Annotated in this window: 19 protein-coding genes, 1 tRNA gene and 2 pseudogenes; 10 read left to right on the top strand and 12 right to left on the bottom strand. The window is 61.4% G+C overall.

Annotated features, from left to right (window positions below; translation table 11 throughout):
• Nucleotides 1-45: 45 nt before the first annotated feature.
• The 3 genes from CR157_RS06510 to trmJ all read right to left on the bottom strand — a co-directional run bounded on the left by CR157_RS06510 (nt 46) and on the right by trmJ (nt 2385).
• Entirely contained in the window at nt 46-516 is a 471-nt protein-coding gene (locus tag CR157_RS06510; protein ID WP_110282659.1) for a Fe-S cluster assembly transcription factor, read from the bottom strand.
• Nucleotides 517-630: 114 nt separating this feature from the next.
• On the bottom strand, nt 631-1518 hold the full coding sequence (cysE, locus tag CR157_RS06505; protein WP_110282658.1) for a serine O-acetyltransferase: 888 nt from the start codon (nt 1516-1518) through the stop codon (nt 631-633).
• Nucleotides 1519-1605: 87 nt separating this feature from the next.
• A complete protein-coding gene (gene trmJ / locus CR157_RS06500) occupies nt 1606-2385 on the bottom strand; it encodes a tRNA (cytosine(32)/uridine(32)-2'-O)-methyltransferase TrmJ (RefSeq protein ID WP_110282657.1) in 780 nt (259 codons plus the stop codon).
• A gap of 313 nt (nt 2386-2698) precedes the next feature.
• Between trmJ and CR157_RS06490 the strand changes: the two genes are divergently transcribed.
• Nucleotides 2699-3493: an inositol monophosphatase family protein gene (locus CR157_RS06490; RefSeq protein WP_110282656.1), complete on the top strand. Its 795-nt coding sequence runs from the start codon at nt 2699-2701 to the stop codon at nt 3491-3493.
• A gap of 166 nt (nt 3494-3659) precedes the next feature.
• Here the strand turns inward: CR157_RS06490 and secF are convergent, their stop codons facing one another.
• The 5 genes from secF to queA form a co-directional block, all read right to left on the bottom strand.
• On the bottom strand, nt 3660-4586 hold the full coding sequence (gene secF / locus CR157_RS06485; protein ID WP_110282655.1) for a protein translocase subunit SecF: 927 nt from the start codon (nt 4584-4586) through the stop codon (nt 3660-3662).
• A gap of 9 nt (nt 4587-4595) precedes the next feature.
• Nucleotides 4596-6446 carry a protein translocase subunit SecD gene (gene secD, locus CR157_RS06480; protein WP_110282654.1) on the bottom strand — a complete coding sequence of 617 codons (1851 nt, stop codon included), beginning with the start codon at nt 6444-6446 and terminating at the stop codon, nt 4596-4598.
• Nucleotides 6447-6587: 141 nt separating this feature from the next.
• Complete coding sequence (gene yajC, locus CR157_RS06475; RefSeq protein WP_110282653.1) at nt 6588-6923, bottom strand: preprotein translocase subunit YajC; 336 nt, start codon at nt 6921-6923, stop codon at nt 6588-6590.
• Between the two features lie 106 nt (nt 6924-7029).
• On the bottom strand, nt 7030-8148 hold the full coding sequence (gene tgt / locus CR157_RS06470; RefSeq protein ID WP_441319104.1) for a tRNA guanosine(34) transglycosylase Tgt: 1119 nt from the start codon (nt 8146-8148) through the stop codon (nt 7030-7032).
• A 73-nt stretch (nt 8149-8221) separates the two neighbouring features.
• The gene (gene queA / locus CR157_RS06465; RefSeq protein WP_110282651.1) at nt 8222-9262 is read right to left on the bottom strand and encodes a tRNA preQ1(34) S-adenosylmethionine ribosyltransferase-isomerase QueA; all 1041 of its coding nucleotides are present in this window, start codon (nt 9260-9262) and stop codon (nt 8222-8224) included.
• Nucleotides 9263-9409: 147 nt separating this feature from the next.
• Here queA and CR157_RS06460 point away from each other — a divergent pair.
• Nucleotides 9410-9496, top strand: a tRNA-Leu gene (locus tag CR157_RS06460).
• Nucleotides 9497-9549: 53 nt separating this feature from the next.
• On the opposite strand, the gene CR157_RS06455 is transcribed toward CR157_RS06460, so the two are convergent.
• Both CR157_RS06455 and CR157_RS23300 read right to left on the bottom strand, forming a co-directional pair.
• Entirely contained in the window at nt 9550-10566 is a 1017-nt protein-coding gene (locus tag CR157_RS06455) for a tyrosine-type recombinase/integrase (RefSeq protein WP_110282650.1), read from the bottom strand.
• A 44-nt stretch (nt 10567-10610) separates the two neighbouring features.
• Nucleotides 10611-10754, bottom strand: a pseudogene (locus tag CR157_RS23300) (helix-turn-helix domain-containing protein); the annotation flags it as partial.
• 244 nt (nt 10755-10998) lie between these two features.
• Between CR157_RS23300 and CR157_RS22195 the strand changes: the two are divergent.
• Nucleotides 10999-11727 (top strand): hypothetical protein, encoded by a 729-nt coding sequence (locus tag CR157_RS22195; protein ID WP_146218657.1) that lies wholly within the window; start codon nt 10999-11001, stop codon nt 11725-11727.
• Between the two features lie 535 nt (nt 11728-12262).
• Here CR157_RS22195 and CR157_RS06445 read toward each other — a convergent pair.
• Nucleotides 12263-13000, bottom strand: coding sequence for a YagK/YfjJ domain-containing protein (locus tag CR157_RS06445; RefSeq protein ID WP_181421984.1), 738 nt, complete (start codon nt 12998-13000; stop codon nt 12263-12265).
• A gap of 1296 nt (nt 13001-14296) precedes the next feature.
• On the opposite strand from CR157_RS06445, the gene CR157_RS06440 reads away from it, so the two are divergent.
• From CR157_RS06440 to CR157_RS06410, 7 genes are all read left to right on the top strand, one after another.
• Nucleotides 14297-15934 carry a YfjI family protein gene (locus tag CR157_RS06440; RefSeq protein ID WP_110282647.1) on the top strand — a complete coding sequence of 546 codons (1638 nt, stop codon included), beginning with the start codon at nt 14297-14299 and terminating at the stop codon, nt 15932-15934.
• A gap of 172 nt (nt 15935-16106) precedes the next feature.
• Nucleotides 16107-16424 (top strand): hypothetical protein, encoded by a 318-nt coding sequence (locus CR157_RS06435; RefSeq protein WP_110282646.1) that lies wholly within the window; start codon nt 16107-16109, stop codon nt 16422-16424.
• A gap of 73 nt (nt 16425-16497) precedes the next feature.
• The gene (locus CR157_RS06430; protein WP_110282645.1) at nt 16498-17466 is read left to right on the top strand and encodes a DUF932 domain-containing protein; all 969 of its coding nucleotides are present in this window, start codon (nt 16498-16500) and stop codon (nt 17464-17466) included.
• A gap of 119 nt (nt 17467-17585) precedes the next feature.
• Nucleotides 17586-17771 carry a hypothetical protein gene (locus tag CR157_RS06425; RefSeq protein WP_110282644.1) on the top strand — a complete coding sequence of 62 codons (186 nt, stop codon included), beginning with the start codon at nt 17586-17588 and terminating at the stop codon, nt 17769-17771.
• A 10-nt stretch (nt 17772-17781) separates the two neighbouring features.
• Nucleotides 17782-18519 (top strand): ERF family protein, encoded by a 738-nt coding sequence (locus CR157_RS06420; protein WP_110282643.1) that lies wholly within the window; start codon nt 17782-17784, stop codon nt 18517-18519.
• Nucleotides 18520-18579: 60 nt separating this feature from the next.
• Nucleotides 18580-19191 carry a lambda exonuclease family protein gene (locus tag CR157_RS06415; protein WP_110282642.1) on the top strand — a complete coding sequence of 204 codons (612 nt, stop codon included), beginning with the start codon at nt 18580-18582 and terminating at the stop codon, nt 19189-19191.
• A gap of 11 nt (nt 19192-19202) precedes the next feature.
• A complete protein-coding gene (locus CR157_RS06410) occupies nt 19203-19700 on the top strand; it encodes a JAB domain-containing protein (protein ID WP_110282641.1) in 498 nt (165 codons plus the stop codon).
• A 745-nt stretch (nt 19701-20445) separates the two neighbouring features.
• Here the strand turns inward: CR157_RS06410 and CR157_RS06405 are convergent.
• A pseudogene (locus CR157_RS06405) lies at nt 20446-21015 on the bottom strand (OmpW/AlkL family protein); the annotation flags it as partial.
• Between the last annotated feature and the right edge of the window lie 137 nt (nt 21016-21152).

Below are 21152 nucleotides of genomic sequence, written 5' to 3'. Positions count from 1 at the left end.
GGCTCGCAGTGGTGGCGGATGTTCGGAAAGGGTATGCCCGGCGGTTCAGGGCGACGAGGCGAGAATGCCGTCGTTGCCCTGCCGGCGACGCTGGCGACTGGCGATGCCCCGTATCTCCTGGCGCTGCGCCAGTTGTCCCAGGGTGATGCCGTCGAGGAAACCGTGGATATGCTCCGACAGCTCGCACCACAAATGGTGGGTCAGGCAGGTATCGCCCTGCTGGCAGTCGGATAGCCCGCCGCAGCGGGTGGCGTCCACCGACTCGTCGACCGCGTCGATCACCCGAGCCACCGAGATAGCCGCCGGCGGCAGCGCCAGCAGGTAGCCGCCGCCGGGACCGCGTACGCTCTCCACCAGCCGGGCGCGGCGCAGGCGGGCGAACAGCTGTTCGAGGTAGGAGAGCGAGATCTCCTGTCGCCGCGAGATGTCGGCCAGGCAGATGGGACCCTCGTCGGCGTTCATCGCCAGGTCGAGCATGGCGGTAACGGCGTAGCGTCCCTTGGTGGTCAGGCGCATGCGGATCGACACCTCGGCGCCGACGCTGGGGTCGGGGTTCGATGGATCGGGTGCGTCTCCCCAGGGGAAACGTCACGGACGAAAGGGCATTATGGTAAAGACCGAGTGCCGTGGTCAACCATTCTCCCGGCGCTTCTCGGGTCGGGCATCGTCGGCGGCATCGCCCTGAGGCTCTTTCTCGCTCTCCGGTTCCTCCCGGTCGACGGGCGGGCAGCAACTGTCCACGTCGGCGAGGATGTCGGCGAAGTCCTCGTCACGCAGCTCGGGCAGCCGGCCGTCGCGATAGCTGGCATCGAGTTTGCGCAGGGTGCCGCACATGCGCTCGATGCGCTCGTCCACGGCGTGCATGTGGTCGAGCATGGCCTGGATCGAACGGGCCACGGGGTCGGGCATGTCCTGGCTGATGCCGTAGGCGTCGAAGCCGAACTTGCGGTGCATCGCCTCGCGCCGGGCCGGGTCGACCTCGAGGACCTCCTCGGCGTCCGGCTCGAGGCGATGGACGACCTTGCCGGGGATGCCTACCACGGTGGCGCCGGCGGGCACCTCCTTGGTGACCACGGCGTTGGAGCCGATCTTGGCGCCGGCGCCCACGGTGAAGGGGCCCAGTATCTTGGCCCCGGCGCCGACGATCACACCATCCGCGAGGGTCGGGTGGCGCTTGCCCTTGTTCCAGCTGGTGCCGCCCAGGGTCACGCCCTGGTAGAGGGTGACGTCGTCGCCGACCTCGGCGGTCTCGCCGATCACCACGCCCATGCCGTGGTCGATGAAGAAACGCCGGCCGATGGAGGCCCCGGGATGGATCTCGACGCCGGTCAGCCAGCGGGAGAAGGTCGAGAGGCTGCGGGCGAGCCACTTGAGGTTCTTCCGCCACAGCCAGTGGCTGAAACGGTGGATCAACAGGGCGTGCAAGCCGGGGTAGTTGGTCAGCACTTCCAGGAAGTTGCGCGCCGCGGGGTCGCGGGCGAATACACTGTTGATGTCCTCACGCAGATGTTGAAACATGCAGCGGTCCTTGGGTGGCGGAGGGGCGATGCTCGAGGGGGCAATCGCCGGAGGTTCCTCTCATACTGGGGGCGCCGGCTGGCGGCTTCAAGCCGGCGGGTCCGGCTCGCCGCTGTCGGCCGGCGTCTCGCCGCTCGCCTGTTTCTCGGTGGCGGAGAGAATCCCGCGCAGGATATTGAGTTCCATGCGCTCGGGACGGCTGCGCAGGGTCAGGCGCCGCAGCCGCGCCATCAACTGGCGTGGCATGACCGGATCGTGGAAGCCGATGGCGATCAGGGTGCGTTCCAGGTGGGCAAAGTAGTGCTCCAGCTCCTCGTGGGTGGCCAGTGGCTGGGGCGGTTCCGCGTCGCTCTCGCCGCTCGTCTCCAGGCCGTCCAGCCAGGCCAGGCGACACTCGTAGGCCAGCACCTGCACCGCGGTGGCCAGGTTCAGGGAGCTGAAGTCCGGGTTGGCGGGGATGTGCACATGGGCGTGGCAGCGCTGTAGCTCGGCATTGGAGAGGCCGCTGTCCTCGCGGCCGAAGACCAGGGCGAGGCGAGTCCCGGGCCCGGCCAGTTCCCCGGCCAGCCGGCCGCCCAGCTCGCGAGGGGTGATCATCGGCCAGGGCAGGGTGCGCGACCGGGCGCTGGCGCCCACCACCAGGGTGCAGTCGGCGACCGCCTGCTCCAGGGTCTCGGCCGTGCGGGCCGCGTGGACGATATGGTCGGCCCCCGAGGCCCGCGAGACCGTCTCCGCGGTGAGCGGCTCGCAGCGCGGCGCCACCAGGGCCAGGTCGGAAAGCCCCATGTTGTGCATGGCGCGGGCGGTGCCGCCGATGTTGCCGGGGTGGCTGGTGCCGATCAGGACGATGCGGATGCGCTCGAGCATATGGAGAACCCTTGGGACGGCTGGAAATCGGGGAGAGAAGTCTAACATGCTGCCTTCGAGCTTCGAGCTTCGAGCTTCGAGCTTCGAGCTTCGAGCTTCGAGCTTCGAGCTTCGAGCTTCGAGCTTCGAGCTTCGAGCTTCGAGCTTCGAGCTTCGAGCTTCGAGCTTCGAGCTTCGAGCTTCGAGCTTCGAGCTTCGAGCTTCGAGCTTCGAGTGCGTGGCGCAATCGTCCTGGGTCTGCTAGGATGCGCGCCGACCCGTTCCACCGAACCGGCCGCGTTCTTTAACACCACCGACTCCTCAAGGCCCGATCATGCATCCGATGGTCCAATTCGCGTTGCGCGCCGCGCGCAGCGCCGGCGAACAGTTCCTGCGCATTCGCGAGCGAATCGAGAATGCCCACGAAGAGCACAACCTCGACCGCCTGCTCGAGGATGCCGCCCGCAACGCCGAGACGCTCATCGTCCGCCAGCTCAGCCGCGGCTATCCGCAGCACGGCGTCAGCGGCCGTTTCACCCCCCACCGCGCCGGCGAAGGCGAGGGCAGCGACACCCTCTGGAAGATCGAACCCTTTCACGGCTATTCCAACCTGACCGTTGCCGCGCCCGGCTTCGCCCTGTCGGTGGTCTGCCTGGTCAAGGGCCGTGCGGAGCATGCGGTGGTGATCTGCCCCTTCAGCGATGACGAATACCTGGCCAGCCGTGGTCGCGGTGCCCAGCTCAACGGCAAGCGTATCCGCGTGCCGAAGGCGTCTGCCGTGGCCGGGACGCGTATCGCCATGGGCCTGCCGGAGACCTGGCTGCGTCCGCGCCATCTGCCGGCCTACCTGACCCTGATACAGCAACTCGGCCCGCAGATCGAGATGCAGCGTGCCTCCGGCAGCGGCCTGCTCGACCTGGCCGACCTGGCCGCCGGGCGTGCCGATGCCGCCTTCGTGCTCGGTCTCGAGGAGCAGGACCTGCAGGTCGGTTCGCTGTTGCTCAAGGAGGCCGGTGCGCTGATGGGCAGCCCCGATGGCAAGCCCACGGTGGAGATCGAGGGCCAGCTGATGGCCGCCGGCCCGCGCCTCTACAAGGCCCTGGTGCAGCAGCTCAAGCCGCACTTCTGAGCTCTAAGCCTGAAGCTTGAAGAAAAACCGCCCCCACAGCATTGCTGCGGGGGCGGTTTCGTTTCAGGCTGCTTTCCAGCTTCCAGCTTCCAGCTTCCAGCTTCCAGCTTCCAGCTTCCAGCTTCCAGCTTCCAGCTTCCAGCTTCCAGCTTCCAGCTTCCAGCTGTCAGGGCAGCTGCTCTTCCTCCTCGTCCGCCTCCTTCGGTGGCGGGATCAGGTCCTCGCGCTGGAGCTTGAGCGGCAGCAGCAGGGCCGAGGCCACGTAGATGGAGGAGAAGGTGCCGACAACGACGCCGATGATCAAGGCCATCGCGAAGCCCTTGATCATGTCGCCGCCCAGGAAGTAGAGGGCGAACAACACCAGCAGGGTGGTGCCCGACGTCGCCAGGGTGCGCGACAGGGTCATGTTGATTGCCTCGTTGAAGATCGCCGGCATGTCGTCGATGCGCGACTTGCGGATCGTCTCGCGGACGCGGTCGTAGACCACGATGGTGTCGTTGAGCGAGTAGCCGATCACCGCCAGCAGTGCCGCCAGCACGGTGAGATCGAAGTCGAGCTGGAACAGCGAGAACACGCCGACCACGATGATCACGTCGTGCATCAGCGCCAGCAGGGCGCCGATGGCGAACTTGTACTGGAAGCGGAAGGCCACGTAGAGCATCACGATGCCCAACGCCACCAGCAGGCCGAGCCCGCTCTGGTCGCGCAACTGCTCGCCGACCTGGGCGCCGACGAACTCGGCACGCACCAGCTCCACCCGGTCGCCGCCCTCGCGCAGCAACGACACCACCCGGTCACCCACCTCGGGGTCGAAGGCCTGCTGCAGGCGGATCAGCACCTCGGTGGAGGCGCCGAAGCTCTGCACCGAGACGTCGCGGAACTCGGCGGCCTCGAGGGCCTGGCGCACGGCGTCGAGCGAGGGGGCCACGGCGTAGCGGACCTCCACCAGGGTACCGCCGGTGAAGTCCAGCCCCAGGTTGAGCTGCTGGAACAGCAGCGAGACGATCGACGCCAGGATCATCAGGCCGGAGAGCGCGAAGGCGATCCGGCGCTTGCCCATGAAGTCGAACTGTCGATTGATGAGGGTCTTCATGTCCACCTCTTATATCCAGAGCTTCTTGACCGGCTTGCCGCCGTAGATGAGGTTGACCATCGCGCGGGTCACCAGCAGGGCGGTGAACAGCGAGGTCATGATCCCCAGCGAAAGCGTCACGGCGAAGCCCTTGACCGGCCCGGTGCCGATCGAGAACAGGATCACCGCCACCAGCAGGGTGGTGATATTGGCATCGATGATCGAGGTGAAGGCGCGCTCGTAGCCGGCGTGGATCGCCTGCTGCACCGAGAGCCCGCCACGCAGCTCCTCGCGTATGCGCTCGAAGATCAGCACGTTGGCGTCCACCGCCATGCCCAGCGTCAGCACGATGCCGGCGATGCCCGGCAGGGTCAGGGTGGCCCCGAGCAGCGACATGGCGGCCACCACCAGGGTCAGGTTGAGCGCCAGCGCCACGTTGGCGAAGACCCCGAACACCCTGTAGCGCACCAGCATGAACAGCACCACCAGCAGCAGGCCGATCTGCACCGACATCACGCCGCGCTCGATGTTCTCGGCGCCCAGGCTCGGGCCGATGGTGCGTTCCTGCACGAAGTAGATCGGTGCCGCCAGGGAGCCGGAACGCAGCAGCAGGGCCAGCTCGGCGGCCTCGGTGGGCGAGTCGAGGCCGGTGATGCGGAAGCTGTTGCCCAGGGCGCTCTGGATGGTGGCCAGGCTGATCAGACCCCGCTCGGTATAGGGGTCGCGCACCGTCACCTCTTCGCCATCCTCGATTACCACGCGGTCGCGGGTCTTGTGCTCGATGAACAGCACCGCCATGTTGCGGCCGATGTTGGTGCGGGTCGCCCGGTTCATCAGGGTGCCGCCGGTCCCGTCCAGGTTGATGTTGACCTGGGGGCGGCCGTTCTCGTCGAAGCTGCGGCTGGCGCTGGAGACGCTGTCACCGGTGATGATGACGTCACGCATCAGGTCGGCGGTGCGTGACTCGTCGTTGCGGAAGCTGAAAGTCTCGATCTCGGCATCCGGGGTGTCCGGGCGGGCCTCGAGGCGGAACTCCAGGTTGGCGGTGGCGCCCACCACGCGCTTGGCGGCCACGGTGTCCTGTACCCCGGGCAGCTCGACCACGATGCGAGCCGGTCCCTGGCGCTGGACCATGGGCTCGGCCACGCCCAACTCGTTGACGCGGTTGCGCAGGGTCGTGAGGTTCTGGTTGATGGCGTAGTCCTGGAGCTCATTCACCGCTTGGTCGGTCATGGTCATGACCAGGCGGGCGCCACGGTCCTCACCTTCGCTTGCGTAGTCGAAATCGGGGAACTCGCGGCTGATCAGGCGGCGCGCCTCGTCGCGGTCCTCGTCACTGGCGAAGGCGATGGAGAGGGTGCGGCCGTCGACCTCGGTGTCGCGGTAGCGGATGCGCTCACCGCGCAGCAGCTCGCGCATGGCGCTGGCATTCACTTCGAGGCGCTGCTCGAGGGCCGCGTCCATGTCCACTTCCAGCAGGAAGTGCACGCCGCCCCGCAGGTCCAGCCCCAGGGTCATCGGCGAGGCGGAGAGCGACTGCAGCCAGGCCGGGGTGGACTCGGCCAGGTTGAGGGCCACCACATACTCGTCGCCGAGCAGGGCGGCGATGCGGTCGCGGGCCTTGATCTGGTCATCGGCATCGAGGAGGCGGATCAGTAACCGGTTGTCCTCGTCCTCGACGGCCTTGATCTCGATGCCGGCCTCGCGCAGGGACTCCCGGATGCGCTCGAGCTGGCGCGCGTCGACGGAGGCATCGCCCCGCTCGCTGCTGACCTGCACCGCCGGGTCTTCAGGGAAGAGGTTGGGCAGCGAATAGACCAGGCCGCCAATGAGTACGGCAAGTATCAGCAGATACTTCCACAGGGGGTAACGGTTGAGCATGCGAGCCCTGCCCTTGGTTGCTGACAATAGGAGGCTGACGTGATGACGTCCTGGCCACCGGCGAGTTCCGTTGCGGTGGCCGAAGGGCGGCCTGGCCGGGCGCGGGGGAGGGGCGCCCGACCAGGCCGGGGAGGGCCCGGGTCAGATGGACTTGATGGTGCCCTTGGGCAGCACGGCGGCCACGGCGCTCTTCTGCACGTTGACCTCGGTGCCGTCCGCGACTTCCATGCGGATGAACTCGCTGTCGTCGCTGACCTTGGTGATGCGGCCCAGCATGCCGCCACCGATGACGATCTCGTCACCCTTGGAGAGGCTACCGATCAGCTGCTTGTGCTGCTTGGCCCGCTTGGCCTGGGGGCGCCACAGCAGGAAGTAGAAGATGAGCACGAAGCCGACCAGCATGACGATCTGGGCGATGCCGCCACCGGCGGCGCCGGCATCCTGGGCCATGGCCGGCGAAATGAAGAAGTCCAGCATCTGGATGTGTCTCCTGGGTTGTCAGAAACGGAATGTAGGAAGCGAGTCGTCTGAAACGGGCCCATGGCCGGCGCCGGGCATCATGCCCCCGGGTGCCGACCGTGGATCAATTCGGAGCGGGAGGTACCGGCAGCCCGCGCTGCGCATAGAAGCCTTCCACGAAGTTCGCCAATGTACCCGCTTCGATGGCACCGCGCAAACCGGCCATCAGGCGTTGATAGTGGCGCAGGTTGTGGAGGGTGTTGAGCATAGAACCGAGCATCTCGCCGCAGCGATCGAGGTGGTGCAGGTAGGCCCGGGAGAAGTGCCGGCAGGTGTAGCAGTCGCAGCCTTCCTCCAGCGGGCGGGTGTCATGGCGGTGCTTGGCGTTGCGGATCTTGACGGTGCCCTCGGCGGTGAAGAGGTGGCCGTTGCGGGCGTTGCGGGTGGGCATCACGCAGTCGAACATGTCGACCCCGCGACGCACGCCTTCCACCAGGTCCTCGGGCTTGCCGACCCCCATCAGGTAGCGCGGCTTGTCCTCGGGCATCCAGGGGGGCAGGTAGTCGAGCACCCGGATCATCTCCTCCTTGGGCTCGCCCACCGAGAGACCGCCGATGGCCAGGCCGTCGAAGCCGATCTCCAGCAGCCCCGCGAGCGAGCGCTCGCGCAGGGCCGGGTACATGCCGCCCTGGATGATGCCGAACAGCGCCGAAGGCGAGGCGCCGTGGGCCTCGCGGGAGCGCTCGGCCCAGCGCAGCGAGCGCTGCATGGAAAGCTCGGCCTCCTTCTCGGTGGCCGGGTAGGGGGTGCACTCGTCGAAGATCATCACCACGTCGGACCCCAGCGAGCGCTGCACCGCCATGGACTCCTCGGGGCCCATGAACACCTTGGCGCCGTCCACCGGCGAGCGGAAGTGCACGCCCTGCTCGGTGATCTTGCGCATGGCACCCAGCGAGAAGACCTGGAAGCCGCCGGAGTCGGTGAGGATCGGCTTGTCCCACTGGGCGAAGTCGTGCAGGTCGCCGTGGGCCTCGATCACCTCCATGCCGGGGCGCAGCCACAGGTGGAAGGTGTTGCCGAGGATGATCTCGGCGCCGATCTCTTCCACCGAGCTCGGGGTCATGCCCTTGACGGTGCCGTAGGTACCCACCGGCATGAAGGCCGGTGTTTCCACCGTTCCCCTGGGGAAGGCCAGGCGGCCACGGCGGGCCCGGCCGTCGCTGGCCAGGTGCTCGAAGCTCATGAAGCATTCGTTACGCATGTGACTCTCGATAATAGAAACCAGGTGCTCTGAGGCGTTCAGGGCGTCTTGCCGGTCAGGAACCCTTGCGGGTTAAAAACATCGCATCGCCGTAGCTGAAGAAGGCATAGCGCTCGCGCACCGCCTCGCGGTAGGCGGCCATCACGTGATCGAAACCGGCGAAGGACGACACCAGCATCAGCAGGGTCGACTCCGGCAGGTGGAAGTTGGTGATCAAGGCATCGACGCAGCGCCACTCATAGCCCGGGTAGATGAAGATGTCGGTCTCGCCGCTGCAGGGGGCGATCTCGCCGTCGGCGCTCTTCAGGCAAGCACTCTCCAGGCAGCGCACGCTGGTGGTGCCCACCGCCACCACCCGATTGCCCCGGGCGCGGGCCGTCCGCACCTGCTCGCAGACGGCCTCGCTCACCTCGATCCACTCGCTGTGCATGCGGTGCTCGCGGATGTCGTCGGCGCGCACCGGCTGGAAGGTGCCGGCGCCCACGTGCAGGGTGACGAAGGCGCTCTCCACGCCCTTGGCGGCCAGGGCTTCGATCAGCGGCTCGTCGAAGTGCAGCCCGGCGGTGGGGGCGGCCACGGCCCCGTCGCGGCGGGCGTAGACGGTCTGGTAGCGCTCCCGGTCGGCGAGTTCGTCGGAGCGGTCGATATAGTGCGGCAGCGGCATATGGCCGTGCTTCTCCAGCAACTGGACCAGGGGGGTAACGCCCAGGAAGCGCAGCTCGAACAGGGCGTCGCGGCGGCCTTCCACCACGGCGTGGATGTCGCCCTCGAAGATCAGCTCGGTGCCCGGCTTCGGCGACTTGCTCGAGCGCAGGTGCGCCAGCCCGCGGTGGGCGTCCAGCGGGCGCTCGAGCAGCATCTCCACCCTGCCTCCGCTGGCCTTGTGGCCGTGCAGCCGTGCCGGGATCACCCGGGTGTCGTTGAACACCAGCAGGTCGCCGGGCTCGAGCAGTTCCAGCAGGTCGGGGAAGCGGCGGTGGGCCCGCGCGCCGCTGGCGCCGTCGACGCACAGCAGGCGGCAGTCGCTGCGCTGCTCGGAGGGGTAACGGGCGATCAGCTCGTCGGGAAGCTCATAGTGGAAATCGGCACGCTGCATGCGGATCGGGGACTCGGGAATGGCGGAGGTTGACGAGGCGACGGCGACTGGACCGTCTGGACAAGCCGCCTAGGATACCGTCTCATGCGCGCGAAGTCAGGCGTCCCGATTGACCTGTTCGCACCGCCACGTATAATGCCACGCGCTGCCGGCGTGGCGGAATTGGTAGACGCAGCGGATTCAAAATCCGCCGGGTGCAAGCCCTTGTCGGTTCGAGTCCGACCGCCGGTACCACTTAGAAAACAGTCGCTTATGGGCGGCTGTTTGTGTTTCTGCCCTCCCTGTTTCTAGTGCTTGGTCGCAGTTTGGTCGCAGAAGGCCGCACTCAAGCTCGGCAGACGTGAGCCAATATCGTCCAGGCCTGCATCGAACATGTGCGAGTAGCGGCTGGTGACGATCAAGCTGGAATGCCCCAGCAGATCGCGCACCGTGGTCATGCTCTCGCCGGCCTGGGCCAGCATGCTGGCATAGCTGTGGCGCAGGTCGTGAAAGCGCAGATCGGGCCGCCCCACCGCCTGGCGGGCATGTTCCCACACCATTCGCAGGCGAGAGTAGGTCGTAGCGAACGGTAGATCCTCCAGCCATGCCCGGGCGTCTTCCGGTACCGGCACCACTCGAGCCTTGCCACTCTTCGTCTGGTCTGGTCGCAGCAGGATGCGACCAGCCTGGACGTTCTGCGGATCCAGCGCCAGCAGCTCGCCCTGGCGCAGCCCGGTGAGCGCTGCCAGAGCGATCACCCGTTTCTCGACAATCGACTGATCGGGGATGGCTTGTAGTAGCTGACTTACCTGCTCGATGGTCAGGTACACGTGCCGTTCGTTCTTTGGCATCTTTTTGCGGATCTTGTCGCCCAAGGGGCGGTCCAGCCACCCCCATTCCCGATAGGCAAGGTTCAGAACCCGCTTCACCACCTGCAGGTGGTTGTTGATGGTGCTCTGCGCACGCCCCTGCTGGCGAAGGTCTCGAGCCATCTCGCGGGCCTTGTCGACGCTGTCCATGCCGAGCAGCACCCGGTCGCCCATGTAGTGGGCCACCGGGCGGATGGCCTTCACCTGGCTGGCCACGTCGTATTCGTCGATCCATCGTTCAAGACCCTCGATGAAGGTTCGCCGCGGCTGGCGTCCCATGGCCTCACCCTGGAAAGCAGCTTCGTTCAGTTCGGCTTGGCGCTTCGCTGCGTATTCCCGCGCCTGCCGCTCCCCCTCTCGATCCCCCGCAAACGATCGTTGATGTCGGTGACCGTGGTACGTTTCCGTGACCACCCACCGGTTCCTCTTTTCCCTGTATCTGACTGTGATTCCCATGTGTCGCGTTCCTCAGGCTGAGGGCCGCGCTTGCAGCTCTCAGCGTACCTCTCCACTGCGCTCTGCTCAAAGCGCACTGCGGTGCCAAATTGGACGAAGCCGATGCGGTGCTTGTTGCCATAGACCCAGCTCAGGCTCATGCCCAGCCTTTCAGCCACTTGCTCTGGTCTAAGTAGTCCGTTGCTCATGATCACTACCCTGGCTTAACGATCAGGTCGATCATGGCGGGATCATTTGGGAGTTTTAATCGTTCTGCTTGATTATGAGTTAAGACACAAGCTCTTTCTTGACAAGATTATTTTTTTGTGATCCGGGGCGTGGGTTGTGTGCGGTAAGCTATGATGAACTGGAAAATATTTTTTTGGCGCGTTAACGTATTTACTTCTAGGGCTCCTTTAAGGCTAGGGCCTTTTTTATTTGTCAGGAGGTTTTGTGGATCTCGTTTCTAATATGAAAATAAAGGCACTTCAGCTACAAAAGAACTTGGGGGCTCGTAAATTTTCTATTAATGGTGCTGTCCCTGGCCCCGCTCTTGAGGACATTGAGGATGATATATTTAACGGCATTATTAACCCAAAAGAATACTGGGGATTTGAAGAGCCGGAAATTCTTGACCACCCATTGAATATTACCGAAGAAATGCGCCGTCACTGGTTTGCCTCGCAGGTGCAAGTCGCTCATTTTCAACACTTAATAGTTCTTTACCATCTTGGGAAGGTAGAGATGCCTGATGGCGGTGCCAGAATAAAACATCATGTCGAGCTTTCTGTTGAGATGGCAGAAGCTTTGGGATGGGGCTTCTATCATTGGGCATGTGCCGAAGACTTCTTTGGACGAAGAGAGCGTGCCTATGCTGAGAGAGGCAAAAGCGGAGGGAATGCCAATCCATTGAAGCGAAAGGAAGAAGACGCGATACTTAGCGGTCTCGTTAAGGCACAGTTAGAGCACCATCCAGAAGGGCAAAGAGGTTGGAATGATACTGATCATGCAGCCCGAGCGCTTGCCAAGACGATTGCGCTTATCGCTGAGGAGCAGCATTTTCCCATCCGGCAGAAGGGAGATAAGCTTATGAACGATATTTTTGACCTATTAGAAGATGCTAAAGACGTTCGCGCGGTTTATGATAGATTTGATCGACGTAAAAGTCGCCCTCGTCGGTAGGCACTAGTAGCCCATTCGCATGAAGTAAAAACGCAAAATGCCCCTTTCCCTGAAGGGTGGGGCATCGCTTGTATAACGCCTGAATTACAGCTTTGGTATTGCGAATTGAGCCGTCGGCGGTGCGAATGGCATCCAAGGCATCAAGTCCAGCATTGCAGTCTTGCCGTCCATGAATTGTACGACTTGTCCGTGCACCTGCAATTCATCAAGGGCACCCAGTAGCCGGTCGCGTTTGCGCAACGAATTTGGGCACCGCTGGCGGACCCAAGTGCGGGGCAGTAAACGGTTGTTACGATTGCGGTGATCTTGGAACCACACGTTGAGGAGGTGAGCATCCTGGCACACCTGCGGTAATGGCTGGAACACGTCATGGAATTGCATTGAGGACCAGCTAGACAAGTCGATGGCCTGCAGCAGCGTCGCTTTGGTGATGGGGCCAAAAAAGCAGTGTCATAACACGGGCCGTGAAGAATTTCGTCCACTGAGATAAGACAAAGGCCGACTTAGGGTGGCGTTTGGTCATTAGACATAAGTCTTATGGGGTCGCGTTGAAGAGTGGCTCCCGGCGACTCCCCTCGCAGCAATGCACGCCTTGAGCGATGGGTTTGGTGTGCGCCTTGCTCATATAGCTCGCTGCGTAGAAGAGCTGCTCGAAGGTGGCCTGGTCCTCACGATGGAAGTGAAACGTAATGAGCTCTTTGGTGATCTTATTCTTGGAGACGTTCACCAATCCCCCCATCTGTTCCGGTGGGCAGCCAATGACTGCTTCCCACGCTCGCACAATACGGTGGTAGAGGGTGTCCGCTGCGTATGCCTCCGTGGCGCCCTTCCCGACGTAGGCGTTTAATGGCCCGAGGCTTTGCAGGGCATTGCCGTTGAACAGCAGCAGAACGTGGTAATGGGGCTTGTCGCTGTCCTTCTGCTCCCGACACCAGACGTAGCGCATGTCATGCGGGTACTTGGTCTTGACCAGATCGAGCTCCCAGCACAGGTTCGTCAAGAATTTGCTGATCGCGGCATTACTGGCCAGCAGGGAACTGCCCGGCATGGCCTCGGGGAAGCGCAGATCTATGCGAATCGCGTAGGTTCGGCTATTGGCACGGCGCGCCTGGTTCATCACCCGGCGCAGGGTATAGAGGTAGTTCTCGATCAAGGGACCCTGTGAGGTCTGCACCCGCATGTCGTGGTAGTACTGATCGAACCACAGGCGTAGAGCGGGATTGTCGGGGTGGCGTTTACGGAAGCGCTGTCCGACGGTTGGCTTGAGTTTCATGGTCATTTGTCTCCTGGTACATGCTCACGCGGATACCCACGGCACTGAGGCCGTGTCCATTACGGGGTGGTGTCATCGTGAAAGGGTCAAAGGCTTAGCCCACACCAAGGCGATGGCGCGCCACAACGCGCCGTCATCGTCCAGTGCAGGAAGGGGATAAACTCTGGCGGGGTATGACACGCGCGTGGTCATGGCCTTCGGCCCCACGCCACGTGTCAGTCACTCATCTACGTTAAAGCTCTGAGAGGGAAGTCAGCTTCACTGGCGGATTCATGTCACCCGGTCTTCTGGAAGGTTCGTTGCTGGTGGCACTGTCGGTATGTGTCTCTCAGGGATGGTCGCTTATCCTAGCGACCTCCTGCTGTCTTCCTAGACTTCCCACTATGGGGTATCTCATGTGGTTCTATTGGGAGGGGTCGTCGGCTCTGTAGGCCTCCTCCATGGTGGTACTCCTGTTGGGGTTCTGCGTATGCATACTACTACTACCGTCAATAACGTAAATATCAAAAATGTCAGCACATTAACATTTAAACTGCTATTTTCGTGACATCCAGCAGGGTAAACCCGATATTCCACCAAGCTCCAACATCAAATAAATAATTCTAATTTTTTAGACGGAATAAAAGGTAACGATACTTCAGCAATCGTTGCTCGCTCAGAACATATTACACATCAGTATATTTTCTATGGCACACCAGCTGACCTCCGTGTCTTATCCTTTTCCATCACCGGGTCAAGGAGCGACGATACATGACTGGTCTCTGGTGATGACATAGGCATAGCCACTTACTTCAGTCTCTGTCTGCACCTGCATAGGGTGGGATCCACTTCAGTGCTCTTAAATCCCCCATGACCACTGAACGCGCAGCATTGATGATCCATCCCTTAGCACACGCGATTAACTCGACAGATAGCGTTCTTCTTACCCTGAGCTCATAGGCCAGCCAGGAAAAGGTTTCGACTTGGGTTATGCACCATGGCTCCTTGCTGGTCACACTACCACCGTCACAAGAGGAGATGAGGTGAGCAACCGCCAAAGCTAGACACTGATCAAGCCGTCAGTCGATTTTTGAAGTCCTTCGAGAACGACCAGCACGCTGGGCTGTGCCCTAGTGCTGGTAGGGATTGTAGCTCTTCGCCGGTGGCAGGAAAGCCGGGAGCTTCCCCTATCCGTGGCGAATTTAGCCACTCCGGTGGGGGTATGCGTAGCGCTATATCCGCAATTACGTGATTTTTTGGTATGCATCAGTGCTAAAACTGCTAAGATAGCAATTTTAGCAGAAGAAAGGATCCAACATGGATGAATTTTCAGAAGGTGAAACGGACGATTCAGTTGTGCCTCCAGATGAGCATTCAGAAATATTGTTCGATAATGAAACCAGCGATTGGCCATGCTACAAGGAGGATTCCATCTTTGAATCCACTGTGGTTGAGCTGGCAACATCACTTGAAGTATCTGATGAAATGGCTCGGACATCATTGCTAGGCGTAATGGCGACAGTCTGCGAGGGCCTGGTTGATGTCGAGTACGATAATGGTCACAGGTTGCCAGTTTCGCTAATGACGTTAACTATCGCGGATAGTGGTGAAAGGAAAAGCGCAACTGATTCTTGGGCAATCCAACCATTAAAGGAATTTGAAATTCTCAAGGAAAAAGAAGTAAGAGAAAAGAAAAATATCGCTCATCGGCTGTATAAAAACTGGGAAGTCAAGATCAAGGCTCTCGAAAAGTCTTTAACCAAAGCGACTATCGATGAAGCCGATACTGGTGAAATACAAAAAATAGAAAACCATCTACTTGAGCTACATTCTAAGAGGCCAGAGTTGCCACGAGATATAGTGCTTATTTATGAAAACGTTACGCCTGTGGCACTTGCTAATGCCCTTTATAAAAATTTCCCATATGCCTGCTTAAGCTCTAGCGAAGCTGGAAATTTATTTAATGGTCAAACGTTCAGAGACCTTTACATTTTCAATTCTATTTACACCGGGTCTTCGCTTACCTTTGATCGATCCAGTTCGCCAAGCTTTACTTTGCACAATCCAAGACTAACTCTGTCTTTGATGTTACAGCCAACTGCTATAGAGCGCTTTGTTGAGAGAAAAGGTCGTGAGGCACATGGAAGTGGTTTTTTCTATCGATTCCTTATTGTTAAACCGCGAGAAATGGCCGGAAGGCGCACAGGTGATATGCCTGCAGTCCCCGAGGAAGTAAAAAATGCTTATTACGGCAGAGTTAAAGAGCTTATCTCAAGATCAGTCGAAATTTTTGAGCGTGGAGAAGAACGTCGGAATATTAAGCTTAGCCCCACTGCCAAAAAATTGTGGCGAAAACAATTTCGCAGCATAGACAGCAAGAGTCTAAAAGGTGGCATTTATCATCACGCCAAAGGGCATGCGTCAAGGCTAATGGAAAATATAAGCCGGGTAGCTGGAATTATTCATACGTTCGAAGGTTATGAGGGAGATATCAGTTCAAGCACACTTGAGTATGCCTATAGTCTTTGCTTGAAGTATTCTCAGCATTACATGAAAAACCTAGCGGAAGAGCCTGAGATTGTCAAATTGACTAATCAGATGGTCCGGGATATACGCAAGTCGGCAGAAGTGACTCCAGATGGATCTGGATTCACCTTCCATAAATCTTTATTCCAGCAGTATGGTCATCCAAAACTAAGATTCATAGAAGCCAGGACCTTGGCATTTGATATGTTGACAAAGCTAGGGCATCTCAGGCGACCAGCACATTCTCGAGATATTTATCAGTTTAAAAATACCGTCTGGACAGATTTTAATCCTGAGATAAAAAATGGTGAGGAATATTACATTAGCGAATTACCTCTCTGGAAAGACCAGGAGGTAAGATCAAAAGACGGTCATGCGAACGTTCCGCCGTATTTCGCTATTAAAAGCACAGACAAGAAAAGTTATTGATATGATTTACATGACATGTGCGATATGCCATAGGAGAACAGTTAAGCCAAGCATGCCAAATCATCATAATTTTGGCTGGAATATAAACTTTAATATATAAAATTTGAGACCTATATCACTCCTGTGAGCTAAGCCCTTCCCAGGCTTCTTCCACCGGCACAGGAAACATGACATGCCCCCACCCTGCTCGCGCTGTGTCTCGCAGCGCGTGATCAACCTCGAGACCGCCCGCAAATTGGGGACGGCAACCGGCGCATTGGCCGGCTCCCTCAAGGGCGCCTATGCATCGCTCTACTCGCCCGGCCGGTTGCCGGCCTCCTCGGCGCACTTTCCCCTCAGCCGAATCGCGGTTGCGGTGATTTCCGCCGCGTCGAGCGGAATCGCCGGGGCTGCCGCCGGCCATCAGATGGTCCAGCACCTGTTTCCGCCCGGCGAAGGCTCGCCTTGGCTCTGCCTGGGGTGCGGCCACAGCTTTCGCATACTCGACTGACCCGTTCCCCCACATCCTTCTTCTCACCCTCCGCCGGCGCTCAGCCGGCTTTTTTCCGTCCAGGAGATTTCTCATGGCACATCAGATCGAACACATGGCTTACGTCGGCGATATCCCCTGGCATGGCCTGGGGCAGCAGCTGTCGCGGCACCAACCGCTGGAGGTCTGGCGGCAGCAGGCCGGCATGGACTGGCACATCGAGGCCTCCCCGGTGCGCTTTATCGCCGATGGCGCTGGCCACCTGGGCAGCATCCACTCCTTCCCGGAACAGAAGGTGCTCTACCGCTCTGACACCCGGGCGCCGCTGTCGGTGGTCTCCCGGCGCTACAAGGTGGTGCAGCCGGAGGAGGTGTTGGAGTTCTACCGGGATCTGACCGAGTACGCGGGTTATGAACTGGAGACGGCCGGGGTGCTCAAGGGTGGCCGCAAGTTCTGGGCGCTGGCCCGCAGCGGTCTGGGCACCGCCCTGAAGGGCCAGGATCAGGTCAACGCCTACCTGTTGCTGGCCACGTCCTGTGATGGGTCGCTGGCCACCGTGGCGACCCCGACCTCGGTACGGGTGGTGTGCAACAACACCCTGACCATCGCCGTGGACGGCATGGCCCAGGGGGTGAAGGTGCCGCACAGCACCGAGTTCAACCCGCAGCTCGTCAAGCAGCAGCTGGGGATCTCAGTCGCGCAGTGGGACGACTTCATGTACCGCATGAAGACCCTGGCCGAGCGCAAGGTCAGCCAGGAGGAGATCAAGACCTACTTCCAGTCGGTGATCTGCAACGCCGAGGCGCCGCTGGACGATCCCTCGAAGCTGCCCAACGTCCGGGCGCTCAACCGCGTGCAGAAGCTTTTCCATGGCGAAGGGCGTGGCGCCCGGCTGTGCACTGCGCAGGGCACCGCCTGGGGCCTGCTCAACGCCATCACCGAGTACGTCGACCACGACAAGCGCGCGCGCAGCAACGACTACCGCATGGATTCCGCCTGGTTCGGCCAGGGAGCCAGCCTCAAGGACAAGGCCCTGACGTCCGCCATGGCGTTGGTCGGCTGATCATCAGGGAGCCTTGTGTCACGGCTCGCTCCCCTTCTCACCGTCTTAATCCATGTTCCCACACCACGGCATAACGCCCGGCCCACCACGGCCGGGCGTTTGCGTTTCTGGAGGTGCCGATGCAACCGCCCATGACATTCGAGATCTGCTGCGCCCTGACCCAGCTGACACGTCAGCTGCTGGAGGCCAGGGAGCACGAGGCCCAGACCCATGTGCTGGCCAAGGGCCAGGTCTATCGCGTGGTCGTGTCGCTGGAGCCGGTCCCCGCCGACCAGCTCCAGGACGTCATCAACCGCTACCAGTAAGGAGATCACCATGGCCACTCCCATCCACCCCGATACCCACGGCAAGACACCCGTCACCCAGCCCCTTCAGGAGAGCACCGCGATCATCCAGGTGATCGAGCGGGCCGCCCTCAATCCCGAGGTCGACATCGACAAGATGGAGCGTCTGCTGCAGATGCAGGAGCGCGTGCTCGATCGCCAGGCACTGATGGCCTACAGCGCCGCCATGGCGGCCATGCAGACCGAGCTGCCGAGCATTGCCGAGCGCGGCCAGGGCAACAACGGCGCCTACGCCACCCTGGAGGACATCGTCGACACCGTGCGCCCGATCATGCAGAAACACGGCTTCGCGGTGAGTTTCCGGATCCAGACCCAGGAGCGCGGCATCCAGGTGACCGGGGTGCTGATGCATCAGGACGGTCACCGCGAGGAGACCAGCATGCTGCTGCCGGCCGATACCAGCGGCAGCAAGAACGCCGTGCAGGCCTTCGGCTCCTCGACCAGCTACGGCAAGCGCTACGTGCTCTGCGCCCTGCTCAATATCACCACCCGCGGCCAGGACGACAACGGCCATGCTGCCGCCCCAGTCAAGCTCGTTACGCCCTTCCAGGCGGGGCAGCTCAGACAGCTGATCGCCATCTGTCCTCCCGCCACCCAGGAATGGTTCGTCGGCAAGTACGGCGAGGCCGAACAGGTACCCCGCGGCGACTTCGACAAGCTGCGCGCCTCCCTGCAGAAGCGCGCGCAGCCCAACCATCAACGTCACTGACCGGCCGTCGAGGGGGCTACCCCTCGCCGTGTATGCCGTGTCATCGAGAAGGAGATCGTCATGCAGATCCTGACATTGGAACAAGGCACGCCCGAGTGGCATGCCGCTCGCCTCGGCATCGTCACCATGTCCGAGCTGAAGACGCTGCTGGTCAAGGGCAAGGGGCCGGGCGGCTTCGGTGCCGGCGCGCTGAGCTACATGCATCAGCTGATCGGTGAGCGCATTACCGGTGAGCCCTCCGATGCCTTCCCGGGCAACGCGCACACCCAGCGTGGCCACAAACTAGAGCCCATCGCCCGGGACCTCTATCACGAAGCCACCGGGCTGCCCCGCCTGGAACAGGTCGGCATCATCCTCAATCACGGGGTCGGCTATTCCCCGGACTGCCTGGTCGACATTAACGGCCTGGTGGAAATCAAGACCAAGCTGCCCAAGTACCAGATCGAGCTGCTGCTGGCCGGTGAGCTGCCTCAGGAGCACGTGGCGCAGTGCCAGGGCGGTCTGTGGGTTAGCGGACGGGAGTGGATCGACTTCGTCAGCTACTGGCCGGGTATGCCGTTGTTCGTGAAGCGTGCTTATCGGGACGAGGCGATGATTCGCACCATTGCCGAGCGGATCGAGGCGTTCTACGTGGAACTGGAGCGCCGCATGGCGCTGGTGATGGCGGCCTGAGGAGAGACACCATGACCCATCGCAAGCTGGTGGCCGGCGAAGTCGCCGGCACCTACCACGTCATTGATGCGGTGACCGAAGGCGAGCTGCTGCAGATCGCCCAACGACTCGCCAGGCGGCGACTGGCCAGGGGACGCAAGATCACCCAGCCGGCGTTGGCCTTCGAGTACTTGCAGGTGCTGCTGCAGGAGTATGAGCACGAGGTGTTCAGCGCCGTCTTCCTCGACAGCCAGCACCGCGTGATCCACTTCGAGACGCTGTTCCGAGGCACCATCGACTCGGCCAGCGTCTACCCCCGGGAAGTCGTCAAGCGTGCCCTGGCCCACAATGCTGCGGCTGTGATCTTCGTTCACAACCACCCGAGCGGTGACCCCGAGCCCAGCGACGCCGACCGACGCATTACCCAGCGCCTCAAGGAGGCGCTCGGCCTGTTCGACATCCGCGTCATCGATCACATCGTGGTCGGAAGCGAGGGCTGTGAGTCGTTTGCGGAGCTGGGCTACCTGTGAGTTCATGTTACGACATAACGCCGGTGCTGCCCCTGTGGGGCAGCACCGGCGTAGCTGGTCTCTCATTTTTTTGCTTCATCGCACTTGGCGAGGAAGCCCAGGCTCATCAGTCACGAGCAAAGCGCTAATCGAAAATGAAGAACGGACGAACCTCAACAGGCCCGGGGGTGCATGAATCGGGTGAAACGCAAAAGCGCCAAGGGAGGAGAGGAAATTAGGCTCCCGAGGTGGAGGGCGGTCTCAAGTTCCAAGCGCAACGCAATTGAAGGGTGGTCGAGATAAAGTCGGCCACGCTGGGCAAATGGAAAGAATGTTTCGGCGACAGGCCACAACCCTGGCTCGTCAAGGCCTGTCCGCAGTGCCAGTTGACTGACGTTGCCCAGCGGGAGGTTGTGCCCTATCCGTCGCTGCCAACCCAACTCCTGCCTGAGCGCCAGGGAACTGGGTACCGGCAACATGACGTTGTATGTGGTGAATGAGGAAAAGGCATCGCTGAGGGGCGATCCCGCGCGCTATGTGCTGGTGATGTCGTGTGTCGTGATGGCCGCCCATTCCCGCCTAGTCAGTTCCCCATGGTCGCCCCGTTAGGGAAGGCCTCTCTCTGCCTTACCGCTGCTCGGAGTCTCAGCGTGTCGTCACTCGCCGTCAGCAAGGCGTTAGGCTCAACCCTAAAATGCCGGGCCCCTGAAGGGCCCGGCAATCAATGAGGCAGAAGCTAGTCGACGGGGAGGGGATGTCCCCGTTATTAGAACCAGTAGGTCAGGCCGGCACCGATGATAACGGGGTCGAGCTTGGTGGTGCCGATGCTCTCACCGTTGTTCTCCACCTCGGCGTCCACGTCGGCCCAGCGGGCGTAGCTGGTGGCGCTGAGGTTATCGGTCAGGGTCAGGTCAACGCCTGCCTGGCCCACGACGCCGTAGTCGTCATCGATATCGATGTTGTACGGGTCAACCTCGTCGATGCTGGAGTAGCGAGTGTAGTTCACGCCCAGGCCAACGAACGGCTGCACGCGAGCTTCCTCGATGCCGCCCAGCGGGTAGTAGTTCACCAGCAGGTTGACGGGCATGCGGTCGACGCTGCCCAGGTCGTTGCCGGCCAGGCCGAAGCCGTGATCCACGGGCTCACCGAGGCCCTGCTCCATCCCCACCTTGTCGTGGAACAGGTAGCCGCCTGCCAAGGAGAAGCCGCTCTCGTCGGAGATGTTGTCGGTGGTGACATCAGCTTTTTCGAAGCTGCCGCGAACATAGAGATCGCCCGCCTGGTAAGCCATCGCCTGGCCGGTGAAGGTCGCGCTGGCGCTGGCGCTGGCGCTGGCGACGGCGACGGCGACGGCAACGGCGGTGAGGAGTCAGCTTGCGCATGAGAGTCCTCCTGGGAGCCCGGCCCGGTATATCAGGCCGAGGGTGTGGGCAATCCATCAGCAAGCACGGTATAAGAAACGCTGTTTACTTC

Origin of the sequence: Halomonas sp. LBP4 (genome assembly GCF_003202205.1) — a bacterium.
Taxonomy (GTDB): Bacteria; Pseudomonadota; Gammaproteobacteria; order Pseudomonadales; family Halomonadaceae; genus Halomonas; species Halomonas flagellata.
This window is presented reverse-complemented; position numbering and strand designations above follow the sequence as displayed.